The organism is Oceanospirillum sediminis, assembly GCF_014164585.1.
GTDB classification, from domain to species: Bacteria; Pseudomonadota; Gammaproteobacteria; order Pseudomonadales; family Halomonadaceae; genus Oceanospirillum; species Oceanospirillum sediminis.
Genome location: NZ_JACJFM010000008.1, coordinates 89,176 through 108,510, shown reverse-complemented (window position 1 = coordinate 108,510; position 19,335 = coordinate 89,176). Strand labels below are relative to the sequence as shown.

Below are 19,335 nucleotides of genomic sequence, written 5' to 3'. Positions count from 1 at the left end.
ACGTGGCAATAAAAGAAAAACTGCATCCGCTTATTGACCGGACTGATCAGCAACTTAACCGCTTCCTTTCAGAGGATAGTTCAGCCTCTGATCATCTGCTATCGGCAATGCGCTATAGTATCTTTAATGGTGGCAAGAGAATCAGGCCTGTACTGGTTTATGCGGCAGGTCAGGCGGTAAAAGCGCGACCTGAGGCCTGTGATGCGCCTGCTATTGCCGTTGAGATGGTTCACGCTTACTCCCTGATACATGATGATTTGCCTGCGATGGATGATGATGATCTGCGTCGTGGTCAGCCAACCTGCCATATTCAGTATGATGAAGCGACTGCGATCCTGGCAGGCGATGCTCTGCAGACATCGGCTTTTTCAGCTTTATTGACACCGGCTGAGCAGCCCGGACGTCTGGAGATATTGCGGGAGCTGTCGGATGCCAGTGGTAGTCTGGGCATGGTGGCGGGCCAGATGATTGATCTGGCAGCCGTAGGACAGACGCTTAATCTGGCTGAACTGGAAAATATGCACAGGCATAAAACCGGTGCTCTGATACGAGCCAGTGTGCGTATGGGAGCATTAGCCGGTGAGGCGAGTGCCATTCAGCTGCAATCACTGACTGAATATGCTGTGGCTCTGGGCCTGGCGTTTCAGGTTCAGGATGACATTCTTGATGTGGAAAGCGATACCGCCACTCTGGGCAAACAGCAGGGAGCGGATATTGCGATGAATAAACCAACCTATGTTTCTCTTCTGGGGCTGGAAAAAGCCCGTGCAAAAGCGCATCAGCTGATTGATGAAGCCCTTGAGTCTCTGAATGATTTTGGCTCTGAAGCAGATCTGTTAAGAGAGCTGGCTCGCTATGTAATTGAGCGCAATTACTAGCATACGGATAAGATAAACCTATGTCTGAATATACGCTGTACCAGGAAATTCCCGTTACCCGACCTGACACTCCGTTACTGGACCAGATTCATCTGCCAGAAGATATGCGTGGCCTGGATGAAAAACAGTTGCCGCAGCTGGCCAATGAACTCCGGGAATATCTTCTGTACAGTGTAGGACAAACCGGAGGTCATTTTGGCGCTGGTCTGGGGGTCGTTGAGCTGACAGTGGCGCTGCATTATGTTTTTAATACTCCGGATGACCGTCTGGTATGGGATGTAGGCCATCAGGCTTATCCGCATAAAATTCTGACCGGACGTAAAGAGGCGATGACGACTATACGTCAGTATGATGGTATCGCCGCTTTCCCGAAGCGGAGCGAATCTGAATTTGATACCTTCGGTGTAGGACACTCCAGTACGTCAATCAGTGCGGCGCTGGGAATGGCAATTGCAGCCAGAGAACAGAATAAACAGCGCCATGTTGCGGCTATTATCGGTGATGGAGCAATGACTGCGGGTATGGCGTTTGAAGCGCTGTCTCACGCGGCCCATGTGGATGCTAATATGCTGGTGATTCTGAATGACAATGAGATGTCGATTTCAGAAAATGTCGGCGGTTTTGCTACCTATCTGGCTAAAATTCTGTCCAGTCAGGCTTATACCCGTATGCGTGAAGGCAGTAAGAAGGTGCTGTCTAAACTGCCTAAAGCCTGGGAGCTGGCTCGTAAAACAGAAGAGCACTTTAAGGGAATGGTATCGCCCAGCACTCTGTTTGAAGAGATGGGGTTTCATTATATCGGTCCGATTGATGGTCATGATATCCACTCCCTGGTGACAACGCTGAATAATATTAAGGATCTGAGCGGGCCTCAGTTCCTGCATGTGATTACTAAAAAGGGTAAGCGCTTTGCTCCGGCAGAAGCTGATCCGATTGGCTATCATGCGATTACCAAGCTGGAAAAAGACAGCGATAAAGCAGATAAGCCAGCAGTAGAAAAGAAAAGCGGGCCGAAGTACTCCAGTGTTTTCGGTCAGTGGCTGTGTGATATGGCTGCCAGAGATGAGCGTCTGGTAGGTATTACTCCGGCCATGAGGGAAGGGTCTGATCTGATTCAGTTTTCAAAAGATTATCCTGAACGTTACTTTGATGTTGCCATTGCGGAACAGCATGCGGTGACACTGGCTGCAGGTATGGCCTGTGATGGCCTGAAGCCTGTGGTTGCGATTTATTCGACGTTCCTTCAGCGCGGTTATGATCAGCTGGTACATGATGTCGCGGTACAGAAACTGGATGTATTATTTGCGATTGATCGAGCGGGCCTTGTCGGTGAAGACGGCCCTACCCATCATGGTACTCTGGATCTGAGTTATCTGCGTTGTGTGCCTGAAATGCTGATTATGGCCCCGGCTGATGAAAATGAGTGCCGTCAGATGCTTTATACCGGTTATCAGTATGAAGGACCGGCAGCGGTGCGCTATCCGCGAGGTACGGGACCGGGAGTTGAGATCGAACCTGAAATGACCGCTTTGCCTGTAGGACAGGCTCAGCAGCGCCTGAGTGGACAGTCGGTGATGCTGATGGCGTTTGGTTCTATGGTTCCTGTCGCACAACAGGTCGCTGAAAAACATGGTTATGGTCTGCTGAATATGCGTTTTGTTAAGCCTTTGGATGAAAAGGCTATTCTGTCGGCAGCACAGCAATATGATCTGATTGTGACGGTGGAAGAAAATGCTATAGCAGGTGGCGCGGGCAGTGGCATCAATGAATTTTTGATGCAGAATGCGATCATGCGACCAGTACTGAATCTGGGTTTACCGGATCGCTGGGTTGATCAGGGCAACCATAAACAATTACTGGCAGAATGCGGACTGGATGCAGACGGTATTGAACACAGTATTCAGAAGTATCTGCAGAAACTGAAATAAACTATTTTAAAAAACTGTATGCAATACCCGGATATATGGCATGATCCGGATACCCGGATAAACATATCCGACGTTTAAAAATGGATATATCAATCGGAGATGGATCTCCTGCAAATCCCCTGTTATGAGGGGAAAGCTGTGCCATACAGGCGTACTCCATCTCTGCTTCATCGGGATGATCCCGGCATAGTAAAAGGAGATACGCTGTTGAAATCCTACCTTAAAACCCTGTCCGCTGCTCTGGCAGTATCTGCAGGCTTGCTGACTGGTCAGGCATTTGCTGACCACCATGACGTGTCCGGCATTAAAGCTCCGGCTGATCTGGATAATATTCATGTGGTGAAGCTGTCAACAGATCAGCACTCAACCGACTTTGTTATCTTTGTTAAAAAGAAAGTTCCGCTGCATAAACATGCCTATCATACGGAAACTCTGTATGTACTGGAGGGGCAGGGCGATTTTACTATGGGAGATAAAACTATGGTGATTTCTGCCGGAGACTATATTCGTATTCCTGAAGGCACGCCACACGCAGTGACGGTAACGTCTGATGTTCCTTTGAAGGTGCTGTCTGTACAGGCACCGGAGTTTCTGGGGAAAGATCGCGTTATGCTGAACTGATCCGCAGGCTTTGCACTGCGCAGACCTGGTGGTTCCGGGGCAGAAGCTTCAGAGCCATGACAGACAGCCCGGATTTAACACCGGGGTGTCTGTCACAGGTTGGCTGTCAGAAACCAGCAGGACTTCTGTCTGGCACTTTTATGGTGTGTTATCTTCATCAGGACGAGTGCGGTTAATATCCACATCTGCAGCCTGAGTGAATCCATCCAGATCCATCATATGTCCCAGTTTGCCTGCTTTAGTGGCGAGGTAACCTTCATTATGAGGGTTCATACCGGTCTGAATAGCGACGCGCTCTGTGACCTGAACACCGTAATTGCTCAGAGCCTTAACTTTGCGTGGGTTATTGGTCATCAGGCGAACAGAGGTAACACCAATATGCTTCAGCATAGGCTGGCACATGGTGTATTCGCGCATATCGGCACCAAAGCCCAGCTTTTCGTTGGCTTCAACAGTATCGGCTCCGGCATCCTGAAGATGATATGCGCGAATCTTATTCAGCAGGCCTATACCTCGTCCTTCCTGACGCAGATACAGCAGGACGCCTCTTCCTTCTTCGGCGATACGTTTCAGAGCTTCCTGCAGCTGATAACCACAATCGCAACGCATACTGAACAGAGCATCCCCGGTCAGACACTCTGAATGAACACGGGCCAGTACTGGCTCACCGCTGGACACATCTCCCATGGACAATGCCACATGGTCTTTCCCTGTTTCAGGGTCTTCAAAACCATGCATCGTAAATACACCCCAGGGTGTCGGCAGACGGGATGATGCAATAAACTTAACGGACACAGCTCACCTCACCGAAATAAAGAGGGAAACTATTCTAACAGCGAGTGCCATAATGTCATCTGTCAGAGCCTTTTAAATGCCCGTTTGAAAGTAAAAAAACTATTCATCCTGAGGTAATAATACCTTTTTCAGACGATTTTCGGGTTTAGCACCGCCCTGACCCTCAGGTACAATGTCGGCAACATTTCCAGTGCCTGTATCTGTATGACAGATTTTCTGGCGCTGGATTCAATATGACTGACCGGTTTTAGAGATCATGACAGAACTGAAAAATGACCGTTTTCTTCGCGCTCTGATGCGCCAGCCCGTTGATGTAACACCTGTATGGATGATGCGTCAGGCTGGCCGCTATCTGCCAGAGTACAAAGCCACTCGTGCCCAGGCTGGCAGCTTTATGGATCTTTGCATGAATGCAGATCTGGCCTGTGAAGTGACGATTCAGCCTCTGGAGCGTTTTGATCTGGATGCAGCCATTCTGTTCTCTGACATCCTGACTATTCCGGATGCTATGGATCTGGGGCTGTATTTCGAAACCGGTGAAGGCCCTAAATTTAAAAAAGTAGTCCGCACTCAGGCTGATGTGGACGCTCTGCCGATTCCTGACCCGGAAAAAGATCTGGGTTATGTGATGAATGCAGTAAAAACGATCCGCCGTGAACTGAACGGCCGTGTACCGCTGATTGGCTTCTCCGGCAGTCCCTGGACACTGGCAACCTATATGGTTGAAGGGGGTTCCAGCAAAGAATTCCGCCATATTAAGGGTATGCTGTATGGTCAGCCGGATACGCTGCATCAGCTGCTGGAAAAACTGGCAGAATCTGTGACCAGTTACCTCAATGCCCAGATTCTGAATGGTGCCCAGGCAGTGCAGATCTTTGATACCTGGGGCGGCGCTCTGAGTACACCAGCGTATCTGGAATTCTCTCTGAAATACATGGAACAGATTGTTCACGGTCTGATTCGTGAGCATGAAGGCCGTAAGATTCCGGTGATTTTGTTTACCAAAAATGGTGGACAGTGGGTTGAACATATTGCAGCAACCGGTGCAGATGCATTAGGTGTAGACTGGACAACAGAGCTAGGGGCTGTACGGGCTCGTACGAAAGGCCGTGTTGCTCTGCAGGGTAACATGGACCCTAACGTACTGTTTGGCTCTCCTGCGGGTATTAAAGCTGAGGTTGGGCGTATTCTGGAAAGCTATGGCTATGGCAATGGCCATATCTTTAATCTGGGGCATGGTATCAACCAGTTTGCTGATCCTGAGCATGCTCGTGTATTTGTTGATGCGGTACATGAGCTGAGTGCGCGCTATCATAAATAAGTAGTTATTAAAAAAGCCAGTGCTGGCAAGGAGGGTGAAATGAGTGAAACCGATCGGGATACACAGGACACTGCTCAGGAGGCCAGACTGGCTGAACCGGAACACTTCAGTCTGTTTCAGCAACTGGAAACCCGTGAGCGTCTGGTTCGGCTGGAAGAAGAAAACAAGCATCTGAAAGAGCTGATCAAAGAGCAGGGTGAAAAGCAGAAAAACCTGCGTAGTGTGATTGATGACCTGAGAACAGAGCAGACCTCTCAGCTGAATGAGAGGGCCTGGAAACTGGGGCAGCGAATTGATACTCTGGCCCGTCGATTGGACCGTTTATTCGGTTTCTGGATGTTGTCGACGATGCTGATGATTCTGTTTGTTGTTGTACTGATGTTTAAAGCCGGCGTATAGCGCCGGCTTTACCCTGATCAGGGGATCAGCCTGATGGTTTTTCCGGTTTTTCTTTCAGCTGCTAGCTCTTGTCTTTAGGCACGCGTCCCATCAGATAGAACTCATCGTTAGGCGGTGTATTAGTCAGACTGACCAGGCGGTTAGATAAACCAAAAAAGGCCGTAATAGCACCTATATCCCAGATATCATCCTGACTGAAACCCACTGCCTGCAGTTTTTGCTCCCAGTGTTCGTTCAGCTCACCCACATCCTGTGAAATATACATGGCAAAGTCGAGCATTACCCGCTCTCGCTCACTGATGGCTGCCGTTTTATGATTGATTGCGATCTGATCAGCAACCGTTGGCTTTTTGCTGTAAATACGCAGGATAGCGCCGTGAGCTACAACGCAATACAGGCACTGATTCCGGGCGCTGGTAGCGACAACTATCATCTCTTTCTCTGACGGGGTCAGCGTATCTGACTCTCTTTCCATCAGAGCATCGTGGTAATCAAAAAAAGCCCGTGCTTCCAGGGGGCGATGGGCCAGCATCAGAAATACATTCGGCACGAAGCCTGCTTTTTCCTGCACCGTCAGAATGCGTTCTCTGAGGTCGTCTGGCAGATGATCAATACTTTCCGGGACGGGAAAACGACTGAGGGGTAAATTCATAACAGCTCCTGCAGATTTATTGTTATTTGTATGACAAATAACAATAGGGCAGTCTGCCATCCGGAGCAAGAAGGCATTATGACTCTGAGGTCAGACAAAATATTACCATATTCCATATCTGGCTGACCGATCTGAAAGGACAGCAACTGGCGGATAGTCCCAGGGCTTATTGACTGGCTTATCACCAGGATACTCATAACAAGCTGAACGAGGCCCTGCGTGAAATCCGTAGTGGTAATCTGCAGCTGGGTTTTATGGAGACAGAGGATGATCCTCAGATAAATGATCTGCAGGCCAATCGCACCGGACAGAATGATGGCGATTCCTGATCCGGGATGAACCTATGGATCTGGAACTGTTTAAAGGCGGTACTATCACTTTTGAGCTGGAAGAACTATCGTATTGACTCCATTTCAATTGAGGATTGATCTGAATGTACAAACTGGCTTTTTTTGTGCCCGAATCTCATCTGGAAACCGTTAAAGCGGCTGTGTTTGCAACCGGCGCCGGGAAAATAGGCAATTATGATCATTGTTGCTGGCAGATCAAAGGCCAGGGGCAGTTTCGAGCCTTAGAGGGCAGCCAGCCTTTTCTGGGACAACAGGGGCAGATTGAAACAGTGGAAGAATACCGGGTGGAACTGGTTTGTCACGATGAGCTGATTCGTGAAGCGGTTGCTGCCATGAAGCTGGCTCATCCTTACGATGAACCCGCTTATGATGTTTTTCCGCTGGCAGATATCTGATCTTATTCAGCCATTACTGACTGCCTGATGATGCAGGCTGGTAAAAAAACGATCCCGGTCTTCTTTGGTGACCTGGCACTGGTGCAATGGAAAGTGTCCCTGGCGCCTGTCAGAGAAATACTGACGCAGAGTTTTTTCGATGGTCGGAAAGGCCAGTTCATCCCAGGGAATCTCATCTTCTGAGAACAGTCCTACCTCCAGGCTCTCCGGACCTGCTCCGAATACCGGCTCCGGCATGTCTGCCAGAAACATCATATACACCTGGCTGATGGCAGTGGTATCGATCAGCATATAGAGGTGCCGGATATCGACCTGAGCCTGGGCTTCTTCCCAGGTTTCGCGGGCGGCAGCGTCAGCTGTGGTCTCTTCATTTTCCATAAAGCCTGCAGGTAGTGTCCAGTAGCCGACACGAGGCTCGATGGCTCGTTTACATAACAGTACTTTATCCTGATACACCGGCACTGTACCGGCTACAATTTTAGGATTCTGGTAATGAATAGTATGACAGTTGTCGCAGATATGACGTGGTCTGTTATCGTCATCTGGGATACCAACCCGAACCGGGTGGCCGCATTCGCTACAGAAATTCATCCGGATATCCTTTTTAATATTCACCGAGTCTGAAAAAGATCCTGCCCGGCGACCAGCCACTGTATATACAGTGTTCCGCAGAATGAGGGGCAACCAGATCCTGAAACATTGTGGCGGCTCTGACTGGATTGCAGAATCGCTTTAGGTTCCAAGAATACGGCAGATCTTGTGCATTGACCAGTGTCAGGCTTTTCATCAATTCTGCTTTCGCCTTTAATATAAATAAAGTTATGGCTAACGGAGCAATATGTGAAACTGAAACAACTTGAACAGGCGCTCAGTCAGTTCACTCCGCTCAATATCAAAGGGGCTCATCCGGAAGCCTCTGTGCTGATTGCTCTGACGAATCAGCCTGATCCGGAAATCATTCTGACCAGAAGGGCATCTCATCTGTCCAGCCACTCCGGACAGGTGGCTTTTCCGGGAGGGATGAAAGATCATAGTGACCCGAATCTTAAATTCACTGCACTCAGAGAAAGCTGGGAAGAAGTGGCTATGCCGCAGGATGAAGTAAGAATTATCGGACGCCTGAATCAGGTTGTTTCCCATATGGGAGTGCGGGTTACGCCCTGGGTAGGCATTGTTGAGCCAGATATTGAGCTGACGGCTAATGAAGATGAACTGGATGCGATTTTTCGGGTGCCTTTATCCTTTTTTCTGGCCGATGAACGCCATCATACCGATGTGATTCCTGTTGGGGACAGGGCTATTTATGTCCCATGTTATCACTTTGGAGAATTTGTTATCTGGGGATTATCCGCCATGATGCTGGTTGATTTACTGAAAACCGGATTTCAGGCTGATATCTCACTGCAGCATAAACCCGAGGCTGGCAGCCCTCTGCGTTATCTGGAGCCCAGTAAACATCGCCGGGTCAGTGAAACATCCTGATTGGGGATAATATATAATAATGAACATATATCGTGGCAGAGATGATGTATCATGGCTGACCGGTATATCTGATGGAATGTAGCCTGTCAGGCAGGACAGGTGATCTCCCGTCATATTAAGGGCCGAAAGAGCCTGAGCGATGAATGTCGCAGAATAACCCTCAAGGAGCAGACCGTGATTTATGATTTAGGCGACCGCAAGGTTGAATTTGATACTGATGAACACTTTGTGGCTCCCAGTGCTGATCTGATTGGTTCAGTTCGGGTGGGGCACCAGGTCAGTATCTGGTTTAACGTGACGGTGCGTGGCGATAATGATCTGATTACTCTGGGTGAACAGAGCAATGTGCAGGATGGCTCTGTTTTGCATGTCGATGATGATATGCCTCTGACTCTGGGTAAAGGCGTTACCATTGGCCATAAAGTGATGCTTCACGGCTGCGAAATCGGTGATTATAGCCTGATTGGTATGAATGCTGTTGTTCTGAACGGTGCCAGAATTGGTAAGTATTGCATTATTGGTGCAGGTGCCGTGGTAAAAGAAGGGATGGAAATCCCTGATGGTTCTTTGGTTGTAGGTGCTCCGGCAGTGATTAAACGACAGATTACCGAAGCCCAGTACGCTATGCTGGAAGCCAGTGCTGAACACTATGTGAATAATGCTCAGCGCTATCGTTCTCAACTTAAGGTACGTACCTGATTGTCAGCGCAGGCTGATCACTCTGGTATACCTTGTGGCTATGGAGTTCCTGTGAATCCCGAATCGTTTGTACAACAGCCCTCATCCCGGTCTGCTGAATCCCGCAACCGGATTTCTTCACCCTGCGTCAGCATCTGTGCTCTGAACGATGAAGGTTTCTGCATCGGTTGTTATCGGGACGGTAATGAGATCCGTCTCTGGAATACCTATACCGAAGCGCAGAAACAACAGGTTCTTAACAGCTGCCAGCGCCGGGCGGAAATTGATAAAGCCTTCATGTGAGGCCGGTTTCTGGGTTCTGGCCAGAAACCGCACCTGTCTGAGCAAATGTATTTCGATATTCTCCAGCCAGTGGTCGGAGAATACGACAGTTTTCAGCAAAGAAACGTTTGTTCAGGTGCTTAACCGGTACGGGCTGAATTGATCAGTCTGCTGCCAGAATAGTTCATTCATATAAGTCAGATACTATCTTTATTACTGAAATGATGGTCGTTGTCTGCTGTGAGTGAATTGTTCCTGATACCTTGAGGAAAAAGCGATTATGGCAACTATAGGTACTCCACTGAGTGCAACGGCAACCCGCGTTCTGATGTGCGGTTGTGGAGAACTGGGTAAAGAGGTAGTGATTGAGCTGCAGCGTCTGGGATGTGAGGTCATTGCTGTTGACCGTTACGAGAACGCCCCGGCTATGCAAGTAGCACATCGTAGTCATGTGATCTCTATGCTGGATGGCGCGGCGCTGCGTCGGGTGATTGAACAGGAAAAGCCGGATCTGATCGTACCGGAAATTGAAGCGATTGCGACGGATACTCTGACAGCACTGGAACAGGATGGTTTTAATGTTGTACCGACGGCTCGGGCGACTCAGCTGACCATGAACCGGGAAGGGATTCGTCGTCTGGCGGCGGAAGAGCTGGGGTTAAGCACATCACCTTACCAGTTTGCTGCGACGAAAGAAGAGTATCTGGCAGCCATTGACCATGTGGGGATGCCCTGTGTCGTAAAACCAATTATGTCCAGCTCAGGTAAAGGCCAGAGCCTGGTACGCAGCGCTGATGATATTAATCATGCCTGGGATTATGCTCAGGAAGGTGGCCGTGCCGGTGCCGGAAAGGTGATCGTTGAAGGCTTTGTGGATTTTGATTACGAGATCACCCTGCTGACGGTTCGTCATAAAGGTGGGACCAGTTTTTGTGCACCGATTGGCCATCGCCAGGAGAAAGGGGATTACCGAGAGTCCTGGCAGCCTCAGTCAATGTCTGCTGTGGCGCTGGCAGAATCTCAGCGTATCGGTCAGGCAATTACTGATGCTCTGGGGGGGCGTGGCCTGTTTGGTGTTGAGTTATTTGTCAAAGGGGATCAGGTCTATTTCAGTGAGGTTTCACCCCGTCCCCATGATACCGGTATGGTCACGCTGATTTCTCAGGACTTGTCTGAATTTGCACTGCATGCCCGTGCGATTCTGGGGCTGCCGGTGCCAGTGATCCGTCAGCATGGTCCATCCGCGTCTGCGGTCATTCTGGTGGAAGGGGAATCTACTCAGCCGGTATTTGGTAATCTGGCGGAGGCACTGAAAGAAACAGATACCCAGTTACGCCTGTTTGGTAAACCAGAAGTACAGGGAGAGCGTCGTATGGGCGTGGCTCTGGCGCTGGATAACAGCATTGAACTGGCAATTGAGAAAGCAAAACGAGCGGCATCAGCCGTCACCGTGACGTTATAAGCTTTTTATTCTGCGTGTTTTACAGGTCGGAGATACTCCGGCCTGTTCTCCCTGTCGATCAGTTTTCCCCCTCCTGTTTGTCAGCGCTTTACAGTATCTGACGTAGTTTTCCTTATCCAGCACTTAAGAAGCCTGTCAGAGTGGCAGTGAAACAGGCTACAATAACCGGGTCTCAGCGAACTGATACATGTATCGGAGTATCTGAATGATCCCTGTTATTGGTCGCTACTGAATGAACTGAATAAGACAAGCCTATCATCATGGAAAAACGCAGAATTCTGACCGGTATTACAACAACCGGTATTCCGCACCTGGGTAACTACGTGGGTGCTATCCGTCCGGCCATTGAAGCCAGTCGTGATCCCAGCAATGAATCTTTCTATTTCCTGGCTGATCTGCACGCTCTGATTAAAAGCCACGATCCGAAGCGAGTAGATGAGTCCCGTCGAGCCATCGCCGCAACCTGGCTGGCTTTAGGTCTGGATACGGATACTTCTGTGTTTTATCGCCAGTCGGATATCCCTGAAATTACCGAACTGACCTGGCTGTTGACCTGTGTGTGTTCCAAAGGTCTGATGAACCGGGCTCATGCCTACAAGGCGGCTGTGCAGGAAAATGAAGCGGAAGGCGCTGAATCGGGTAAAACGGTTGACCCTGATAAGGGGATCACCATGGGACTGTTCAGCTACCCTGTACTGATGGCGGCAGATATTCTGATGTTCAATGCCACGGATATTCCGGTTGGACGTGATCAGATTCAGCACATTGAAATGGCGCGGGATATGGGCCAGCGTTTTAATCATATCTACAAGGGCCAGTTCTTTACTCTGCCAGAAGCCCGAGTTGATGATGAGGTCGCAGTGCTGAGTGGTCTGGATGGCCGTAAGATGAGTAAGAGTTATAACAACACCATTCCTCTGTTTGAAACAGAGAAAAAGCTGTTGAAACTGATTCGCAAGATCAAAACCAACTCCCTTGAACCGGGTGAACCGAAAGACACTGAGGGCTGTACTCTGTTCCAGATCTGGCAGGCGTTTGCTACGGCAGATCAGGTGGAGTATATGCGTAAGCGTTACGAAGACGGTATCGGCTGGGGTGATATGAAAAATGAGCTGTTTGAGTTGATCAATGAACAGCTGAAAGAGCCTCGTGCCCGTTACGAAGAACTGATGAATGATATGGGTTATGTAGAAGAAGTTCTGCAGAAAGGCGCACTACGTGCCCGTGAAGAAGCGGCACCGACCATTGACAGACTGCGTAAGGCCGTCGGTTTTGGTTCTTTCGCCTGATTGTTCTGTTCAGCGCTATACTTCTGAAAGGGTGACGTAATGTCACCCTTTTTTGTGATGTTTTTAACAAAAAACATTTACGCATTATATTGGTTTTTTATTTTCGAATACGGGTTGTTCAGAAAAGCAAAACAGCTTGTAACGGAGCGGGGTTATGCCTGATAAACGCAGACAGAAACTGATGAAAGAAAAGGTTCACCTCAGCAATCGACGACAAGTCATTATCGCAGTGTCTTGTTTTTTGTTGTTAAGCCTGACTCTGGCTGAACTGGAAGCATTTGAAGTCGTGTATTATTTTTCCAGGACACATGAAGACTGGGAATTGGATGAGTTGATTCTGGGGGCCCTGGCTGCTCTGATTACCACAGCCTTTACTTTCGCTTACAGCACCTGGCGTTATAACAGAGTGTTGAACGAGGAAATTGAATACCGGGTGAAGCTGGAGCAGGAACTGGCCCAGGCCCAGAAAATGCAGTCATTAGCGACTCTGGCTGGTGGTGTGGCGCATTCTACTAATAATTATTTGCAGCCAATACTGACGTTAAGTCGTCTGACAAAGAAACAGCTACCGGAAGACAGCCCTGTGCAGGGGATTATGGATAAAATTCTGCTGGCGGCAGAAAACGCCAGAGAAGTGCTGGCACAATTGCTGCGTTTTAGTCACTCTGACAATCGTGAAATGTCTCATTGTGACTTATTGCATGAGCTGAGTAAGCATCAGCTGCTATACCGTAGTGTGCTGTCGGAACCCGATTTACTGGTCTTTGAGTTAACCGATCAGCCTTGCCGGGTCGGGCTTAGTACCAGTGAGGTGAGTGATATTCTGTTAGCGCTGATTACTAATGCAGAAGACAGTTATCCTCAACAGATGGGCGAGATTACCGTGACTCTGAGTGCAGATCGGGACAGGGTTATTCTTCAGGTAACCGATCAGGGCTGTGGTATGGACCTGGCGTTACAGGCGCGTATTTTTGATCCATTCTTCACCAGTAAAGACGTAGGGCAGGGTACAGGACTTGGTTTATCCATTGTTCACGGACTGGTTGAGCAGCAAGGTGGAAGTATTGAGGTTGAATCGGCACCAGACCAGGGGAGTTGCTTTACTGTGATATTACCGTCAGTTCCTGATGAACAGCCTGATGATAAATAATAATATACAGAAGCAGAGCCGATACCCGGAGGTGATATGTTCCACATTCTTTTAATTGATGATGATGAGCTGGTTCGTTTTGCTCTGGGACTGGCACTGGAAATGGCGGAGTTCAGAGTGACTCAGGCAGAACATGGTGCAGACCCTGTTATTGAGCAGGTATTGAATAGCGAGCATAAGCCGGATCTTATTATCAGCGATATCATTATGCCTGAGATGGAAGGTATCGGGCTGTTAATGCAACTGAAACAGCAATACCCGGATATTCCTGTGATCAATATTTCCGGAGGGGGACGGGTGTCGGGAACGAATTATCTTAAAACGGCTGAAAAGCTGGGCGCGGTAGCTACTTTTAGTAAGCCTTTGGATGAAGAAGAACTGATTGCCGGGATACACCGCATTCTGGGCTGAGTCTATATCGGTTAAGGAGATGGAGTACTCTCAGGATAAACTCAGGTTTTACCGGATAACACCACCCGATTGCGCCCGGATGTTTTTGCCCGGTACAGGGCATTATCTGCTTTCAGAATCAGGCCGGTGAAGGTATCTGTCTGGCCAGCTCTGAAGCCTGCAACTCCGAAGCTGGCAGTGACTACATCACTGATCTTACTGGCGGGATGACTGATACTCAGTTGTTCAACATGGTTGCGATAGCATTCAGCCATCCTGCTGGCCTGCTCAGGCTCGGTATCTGGCATAATAATACAGAACTCCTCACCGCCATAACGTGCCAGATGAAAGCCGCTGCTTTCCAGTTCTGAGCTTAATTGACGGGTAATTCTGGCCAGACACTGATCACCGGCCTGATGGCCCAGATTATCGTTAAAGGGTTTAAAAAAATCGATATCAAAGAAGATCAGGCTCATGGGCTGGTTCTGCTGAATCGTCTGGTTAACGGCTTTTTCCAGTAAGCCATTAAAATGTCGGCGATTTGCGATACCGGTCAATTCATCGGTTAGCGCCATCCGGTTCAGTTTTTCAGCCTGTTCATTGAGCAACTTTTCCCGCCGCATCATGGTACTGACATCCTGGATTTCCAGCATGCAGTAGCGCTGATCGTTCTGCTCCATTGGCTGAATACGGATCATCTGGGCAAAAACACTCTGCTCCCCATTATCATGAATACAGTTACATTTATGGCATAACGGCAGGGGGGCCTGATTCAGGCCTGGTGACAGGATTGATGGCAGGCCCTGTTCCAGGGCCTGCTGTATACACTGGTGTATCCGTTGATCAGCCAGCTCAGGAAAAACCTCTAATAGCTTTTTATCCTGCAGCGGGTAGGGATGTATGAAGGCGTTATCCAGCCACTGATTGATAAAGGTAATGCTGAGTTCCTGGTCCAGAATCATAACTCCTGACTGGAGGATATTCAGTGATTGTTCAAATAACTTCATTAATCAGCTCACACCGTTCAGGAAACTGCTCAGGGCATTCTGCAGCATATTCTCTGACTCGCCGCCCATCAGAAAGGCAAGATAGCCCTCCAGGTTACGTTCTTCAAGGGAAAGCTGAATTTGCAGAAATAACACGCTTTGTTTTTGACCACTCTGGGCCAGAATCTGATCAATTTCTGCCACCCTCATCTCTGGCAGGTTGCAGGAAAAACTGCCTTGTAGCATATCGGCAATGGCTGCAAAGCAGGCATTGAGGATAATATTGCCTATCTCGCTCAGGGCATCCTGTTCTATCTCAGACAATTGTTCCAGAGGCACCTGACTGCCCAGCATCAGGCGAACCACTTCCAGGCTGCTACGTTCTGGGAACATCAGCATGGCTTCTCCAGAAAAGGCTCCGGAAAAATACTGACTGATGCAGGTTAGCTTCTCTTGTGAAAAGCCAAACAGATCAACGACCCGTTCAGGGGACAGAATATGCACCATAGGTACACTCATACCCACGGACTCTCCGGTCAGCTCACTCAATACTGCAGCAGAGCGCCCGACACTGATATTAAAGATTTCAGACAGGGCATCCAGCTCAAGAGCGCTCAGATCCTTCATGTTCTTCTCCCCAGATCGTCAGGGCCTGCTCGGCAACAGATGGTGTGATAGGTTTGGCTATAAAGTGAACACCCAGCTCTTCAGCACGCTGTTTGCTGGAAGCCTGAACATTGGCTGTCAGCATAATAAAAGTGGTATCCGGCAGTTTCGGGCGTAAGTTTTCAGCAGCCTGAAAGCCATCCATAACCGGCATATTGACATCCATAATAATCAGATTGGGGGCAAACTCCAGCCCCATTTCAATGGCTTTCTGGCCGTTTTCAGCTTCAATAACCTGCCAGTCTGCATCTTTTTCGGTGATAACCCGTGTCATCATCATGCGGGAGACTTTACTGTCATCTACCACCAGAACCGTTTTATTCATTGCTTTACCTTATAAAGTCTGTAAGGCCTTCTCAGGCCTTAAGAGTCTGAATATTGTCCGATTCCTTATGGCACATTTTTCAGGAAAAACAGAAGTTACCCATATAATGGGGTATTCGAAATAACGAGTTTAAAATATAGCATTAAAAAAGCCACTCATTAAGAGTGGCTTTTTGTCACCAGAGTACCAGGATCACTTTATTTACAGAACCTGATCATGATTCATAATCAGGCTCTGGCATATGAGGAATCCTGCGGACAATGTAGGTGTATACCACAGGCACCACATAAAGAGTCAGTATTGTCCCCACGGTCAGACCACCAACAATGACCCAGCCAATCGCCTGGCGGCTTTCGGCACCGGCGCCGGTTGACAGCGCCAGAGGGATATTACCCAGCACCATTGCACCGGTTGTCATCAGAATAGGACGCAAGCGTAATACACTGGCTTCAATAATGGCTTCCAGTTTCGCTTTGCCTGTTTCTCGCAGCTGATTGGCGAATTCGGTCATCAGAATACCGTGCTTGGTAATCAGGCCGATCAGAGTGATTAAACCAATCTGACTGTATACGTTCAGAGTGCCACCTGTATACTGCATCGTCAGCAGAGCACCCAGCATAGCCAGAGGTACTGTCAGCATGATCACCATAGGAGACGCAAAGCTTTCAAACTGAGCAGCCAGTACCAGATAGATAAAGCCGAGAGCCAGAATAAAGGTCAGCATCAGGGTGTCACCTGTTTGAATGAACTCACGAGCCTGACCGCTATAGTCTAGCTGAATACCGATGATATCCATCTCTTTTGCTGTTTCTTCAACAGTATGTTGCAACCATTCCAGAGCTTCACCCTGAGTCATTCCAGGCGCAAGACTGGCCTTAATTGTCGCAGAGCGCAGCTTGTTGAAGTGGTTAAGTGCTCGTGGAGCTACCGTCTCTTTGATGGAAACCAGGTTGGACAGCTGAATCATCTGACCACTCTGGGAGCGCACATATACCGACGAGAGTGATGATGGCGTTGCCCGGTCGACATCCGCAACCTTCACAATCACATCGTACTGCTCGTTGCCCTGTTTGTAGCGAGTGACAGAGCGTCCGCCCAGCAGGGTTTCCAGTGTACGGCTGATCTCTGAGATGGTAATGCCGACAGCGGCAGCTTTATCCCGATTGATGCTGATATTCAACTGAGGTTTATTCAGTTTCAGGTCCACATCCGGGTTCACCAGCTTGCCACTGGCATACACCTTCCCCATCACTGCGCCAACCAGTTGCTGCAATTGTGCAAAGTCCCCTGTGGACTGAACAACCAGTTCTACCGGGCGGGCAATCGGGCTTTGCCCTAGTGATGCAGGTAGCACCGGGAAGGACATGATACCGGGAATACCGGCATACATAGGACCGCCCAGAGCGCCAGCGATTTGCTGTGAGCCTCGCTGACGCTGTTCCCAGTCCTGCAGGCCCGCAAAGGCAATAATGTTACTTTCAGTCGGGAACAGGCCGGTGATAACGAAGTAACGCTCAACCTCTGGCACACCGGAGAATATGTTCTCAATCTGGCTACTGTACTGATCCAGAAACTCGGTAGTAGACCCTTCAGGGCCGATACCAAAGCCAATAATAGTGCCCCTGTCTTCGGTCGGAGACAGCTCTGAGTTCAATTGGGTGAAGGTATGGTAAAGCCCGAACATGCAGCCCAGACCTATCAGCAGAACCAGAGGACGTACTTTAAGAGTCAGGTGCAACGAGCGACGATAGGTATTTTCCAGCGCCTCCAGCATACGTTCGCCAGTGCGATAGAACCAGCCCGGATTCTCTTTATGCTTCAGCAGGCGGGAGCACATCATCGGAGACAGTGTCAGTGCGACAAAACCCGATACCAGTACAGCCCCTGCCAGCGTCAGCGCAAACTCCGCAAACAGTTTCCCGGTACGGCCTTCGGTAAAGGCAATAGGAGTAAATACGGCTGCCAGTGTAATGGTCATCGCAACAACAGCAAACCCAATCTCTTTTGAGCCTTTAAAGGCAGCCTGAATCGGGTTCATGCCTTCTTCGACATGGCGGTAGATGTTCTCCAGCATCACAATCGCATCATCGACTACCAGACCAATGGCCATCACCATTGCCAGCAGAGTCAGAGTGTTGATGGAGTAACCCAGCGCATACATAAAGATAAAAGCACCGATCAGAGAGACCGGAATAGTGACCAATGGAATCAGGGTCGCACGGAATGAACGCAGGAACAGGAAAATAACCAGAATAACCAGTCCGACAGCTTCAATGATTGTGCTGTAAACGGCCTGAATAGAACGATCAATAAAGATGGATGAGTCGTAGGCTACTTCTACCTGCATGCCATCCGGGAGCACGGACTCAATCTCCGGGATCATGATCTTGATACCCTTCGATACATCCAGTGGGTTAGCAACCGATTGCTTAACAACACCCAGAGCAACCGCTGTTTTGCGGTTAAAGCGTACGGTACCCCGATCATTTTCTGTTCCAATCCGAACCTGAGCAATATCACTGATTCTCACCAGGTAGCCGCTGTCGTCGCGGATAATAATGCGTTCGAATTCTTCCGGGGTTTGCAGATCCGTCTGAGACAGCACCGTAAATTCGCGCGCATCAGATTTGATTGAACCAGAAGGCACTTCCAGGTTCTGAGCCCGTATAGCACTTTCCACATCCGCTACTGTAATGCCGTAAGCGGCCATGCGCGCCTGATCCAGCCAGATACGCATAGAGTAGCGACGTTCACCAAAAATGCGCACTTCTGCCACGCCGGGCACAGTTTGCAGGCGATCTTTAACCAGACGATCAGCGAAATCTGTCATCTCCAGAGGCGTATGATTCGGGCTGGAGAAGGCCAGGTACATAATCGGCTGAGCGTTCGCCTCAACTTTGGCGACAATCGGCTCATCGATCTCATCTGGCAGCATACCCCGCACACGACCTACCCGGTCTCGCACATCCGATGCCGCGTTGTCTGCATCTCGATCCAGCTTAAAGTTGATCGTGATTTCACTCTTGCCAGAACTGGAAGAGGACGTCATAAAATCGATGCCTTCGATACCAGACAGAGAGTCTTCCAGCACATTCGTGACCTGAGACTCAATAATGCTGGCATTAGCACCACTGTAGGTGGTTTCTACCGAGACGGTCGGTACATCGATATTCGGATATTCCCGCACCGATAAACGATCATAAGCGATGATACCAACCAGCAGCAGCAGCAGGCTCATCACCGTCGCAAAAACGGGGCGTTTGATTGAAACTTCAGACAATACCAT

Annotated in this window: 20 protein-coding genes; 13 read left to right on the top strand and 7 right to left on the bottom strand. The window is 49.2% G+C overall.

From position 1 onward, the window contains the following. The first annotated feature begins 2 nt into the window (after positions 1-2). The 3 genes from ispA (at position 3) to H4O21_RS08510 (ending at position 3,427) form a co-directional block, all read left to right on the top strand. Positions 3-878 carry a (2E,6E)-farnesyl diphosphate synthase gene (gene ispA / locus H4O21_RS08520; RefSeq protein ID WP_368737537.1) on the top strand — a complete coding sequence of 292 codons (876 nt, stop codon included), beginning with the start codon at positions 3-5 and terminating at the stop codon, positions 876-878. 20 nt (positions 879-898) lie between these two features. Then, complete coding sequence (gene dxs, locus H4O21_RS08515) at positions 899-2,806, top strand: 1-deoxy-D-xylulose-5-phosphate synthase (protein WP_182808433.1); 1,908 nt, start codon at positions 899-901, stop codon at positions 2,804-2,806. 138 nt (positions 2,807-2,944) lie between these two features. Further along, entirely contained in the window at positions 2,945-3,427 is a 483-nt protein-coding gene (locus tag H4O21_RS08510; protein ID WP_182808432.1) for a cupin domain-containing protein, read from the top strand. A gap of 138 nt (positions 3,428-3,565) precedes the next feature. On the opposite strand, the gene ribA is transcribed toward H4O21_RS08510, so the two are convergent. Next, positions 3,566-4,222, bottom strand: coding sequence for a GTP cyclohydrolase II (ribA, locus tag H4O21_RS08505; RefSeq protein WP_182808431.1), 657 nt, complete (start codon positions 4,220-4,222; stop codon positions 3,566-3,568). Positions 4,223-4,478: 256 nt separating this feature from the next. On the opposite strand from ribA, the gene hemE reads away from it, so the two are divergent. Next, a complete protein-coding gene (gene hemE, locus H4O21_RS08500; protein ID WP_182808430.1) occupies positions 4,479-5,543 on the top strand; it encodes a uroporphyrinogen decarboxylase in 1,065 nt (354 codons plus the stop codon). Positions 5,544-5,582: 39 nt separating this feature from the next. Continuing rightward, positions 5,583-5,942, top strand: a complete 360-nt coding sequence (locus tag H4O21_RS08495; protein WP_182808429.1) for a hypothetical protein — start codon at positions 5,583-5,585, stop codon at positions 5,940-5,942. Between the two features lie 61 nt (positions 5,943-6,003). Here H4O21_RS08495 and H4O21_RS08490 read toward each other — a convergent pair whose 3' ends face one another. Then, positions 6,004-6,594, bottom strand: a complete 591-nt coding sequence (locus tag H4O21_RS08490) for a peroxidase-related enzyme (protein WP_182808428.1) — start codon at positions 6,592-6,594, stop codon at positions 6,004-6,006. Between the two features lie 433 nt (positions 6,595-7,027). Between H4O21_RS08490 and H4O21_RS08485 the strand changes: the two genes are divergently transcribed. Then, a complete protein-coding gene (locus H4O21_RS08485) occupies positions 7,028-7,339 on the top strand; it encodes a YqfO family protein (RefSeq protein WP_182808427.1) in 312 nt (103 codons plus the stop codon). 6 nt (positions 7,340-7,345) lie between these two features. Here H4O21_RS08485 and H4O21_RS08480 read toward each other — a convergent pair whose 3' ends face one another. After that, positions 7,346-7,930 carry an NUDIX hydrolase gene (locus tag H4O21_RS08480; RefSeq protein ID WP_182808426.1) on the bottom strand — a complete coding sequence of 195 codons (585 nt, stop codon included), beginning with the start codon at positions 7,928-7,930 and terminating at the stop codon, positions 7,346-7,348. A gap of 249 nt (positions 7,931-8,179) precedes the next feature. Here H4O21_RS08480 and H4O21_RS08475 point away from each other — a divergent pair, with 249 nt between their 5' ends. From H4O21_RS08475 to H4O21_RS08445, 7 genes are all read left to right on the top strand, one after another. Next, positions 8,180-8,821 carry a CoA pyrophosphatase gene (locus tag H4O21_RS08475; protein ID WP_182808425.1) on the top strand — a complete coding sequence of 214 codons (642 nt, stop codon included), beginning with the start codon at positions 8,180-8,182 and terminating at the stop codon, positions 8,819-8,821. A gap of 174 nt (positions 8,822-8,995) precedes the next feature. After that, the gene (locus H4O21_RS08470; protein ID WP_182808424.1) at positions 8,996-9,520 is read left to right on the top strand and encodes a gamma carbonic anhydrase family protein; all 525 of its coding nucleotides are present in this window, start codon (positions 8,996-8,998) and stop codon (positions 9,518-9,520) included. Between the two features lie 51 nt (positions 9,521-9,571). Then, positions 9,572-9,802 carry a DUF1289 domain-containing protein gene (locus H4O21_RS08465; protein ID WP_182808423.1) on the top strand — a complete coding sequence of 77 codons (231 nt, stop codon included), beginning with the start codon at positions 9,572-9,574 and terminating at the stop codon, positions 9,800-9,802. Between the two features lie 259 nt (positions 9,803-10,061). Continuing rightward, positions 10,062-11,243: a formate-dependent phosphoribosylglycinamide formyltransferase gene (gene purT / locus H4O21_RS08460; protein ID WP_182808422.1), complete on the top strand. Its 1,182-nt coding sequence runs from the start codon at positions 10,062-10,064 to the stop codon at positions 11,241-11,243. A 260-nt stretch (positions 11,244-11,503) separates the two neighbouring features. Further along, complete coding sequence (gene trpS / locus H4O21_RS08455) at positions 11,504-12,532, top strand: tryptophan--tRNA ligase (RefSeq protein ID WP_182808421.1); 1,029 nt, start codon at positions 11,504-11,506, stop codon at positions 12,530-12,532. Positions 12,533-12,686: 154 nt separating this feature from the next. Continuing rightward, a complete protein-coding gene (locus H4O21_RS08450) occupies positions 12,687-13,682 on the top strand; it encodes a sensor histidine kinase (protein WP_182808420.1) in 996 nt (331 codons plus the stop codon). A gap of 36 nt (positions 13,683-13,718) precedes the next feature. Continuing rightward, the gene (locus tag H4O21_RS08445) at positions 13,719-14,093 is read left to right on the top strand and encodes a response regulator (protein WP_182808419.1); all 375 of its coding nucleotides are present in this window, start codon (positions 13,719-13,721) and stop codon (positions 14,091-14,093) included. 41 nt (positions 14,094-14,134) lie between these two features. On the opposite strand, the gene H4O21_RS08440 is transcribed toward H4O21_RS08445, so the two are convergent. From H4O21_RS08440 to H4O21_RS08425, 4 genes are all read right to left on the bottom strand, one after another. Next, the gene (locus tag H4O21_RS08440; protein ID WP_182808418.1) at positions 14,135-15,034 is read right to left on the bottom strand and encodes a GGDEF domain-containing protein; all 900 of its coding nucleotides are present in this window, start codon (positions 15,032-15,034) and stop codon (positions 14,135-14,137) included. Between the two features lie 48 nt (positions 15,035-15,082). Next, a complete protein-coding gene (locus tag H4O21_RS08435) occupies positions 15,083-15,685 on the bottom strand; it encodes a chemotaxis protein CheC (protein WP_182808417.1) in 603 nt (200 codons plus the stop codon). Further along, the gene (locus H4O21_RS08430) at positions 15,663-16,049 is read right to left on the bottom strand and encodes a response regulator (RefSeq protein WP_182808416.1); all 387 of its coding nucleotides are present in this window, start codon (positions 16,047-16,049) and stop codon (positions 15,663-15,665) included. The genes H4O21_RS08435 and H4O21_RS08430 overlap by 23 nt, the downstream gene beginning before the upstream one ends. A 214-nt stretch (positions 16,050-16,263) precedes the next feature. Further along, positions 16,264-19,335 carry an efflux RND transporter permease subunit gene (locus H4O21_RS08425; protein WP_182808415.1) on the bottom strand — a complete coding sequence of 1,024 codons (3,072 nt, stop codon included), beginning with the start codon at positions 19,333-19,335 and terminating at the stop codon, positions 16,264-16,266.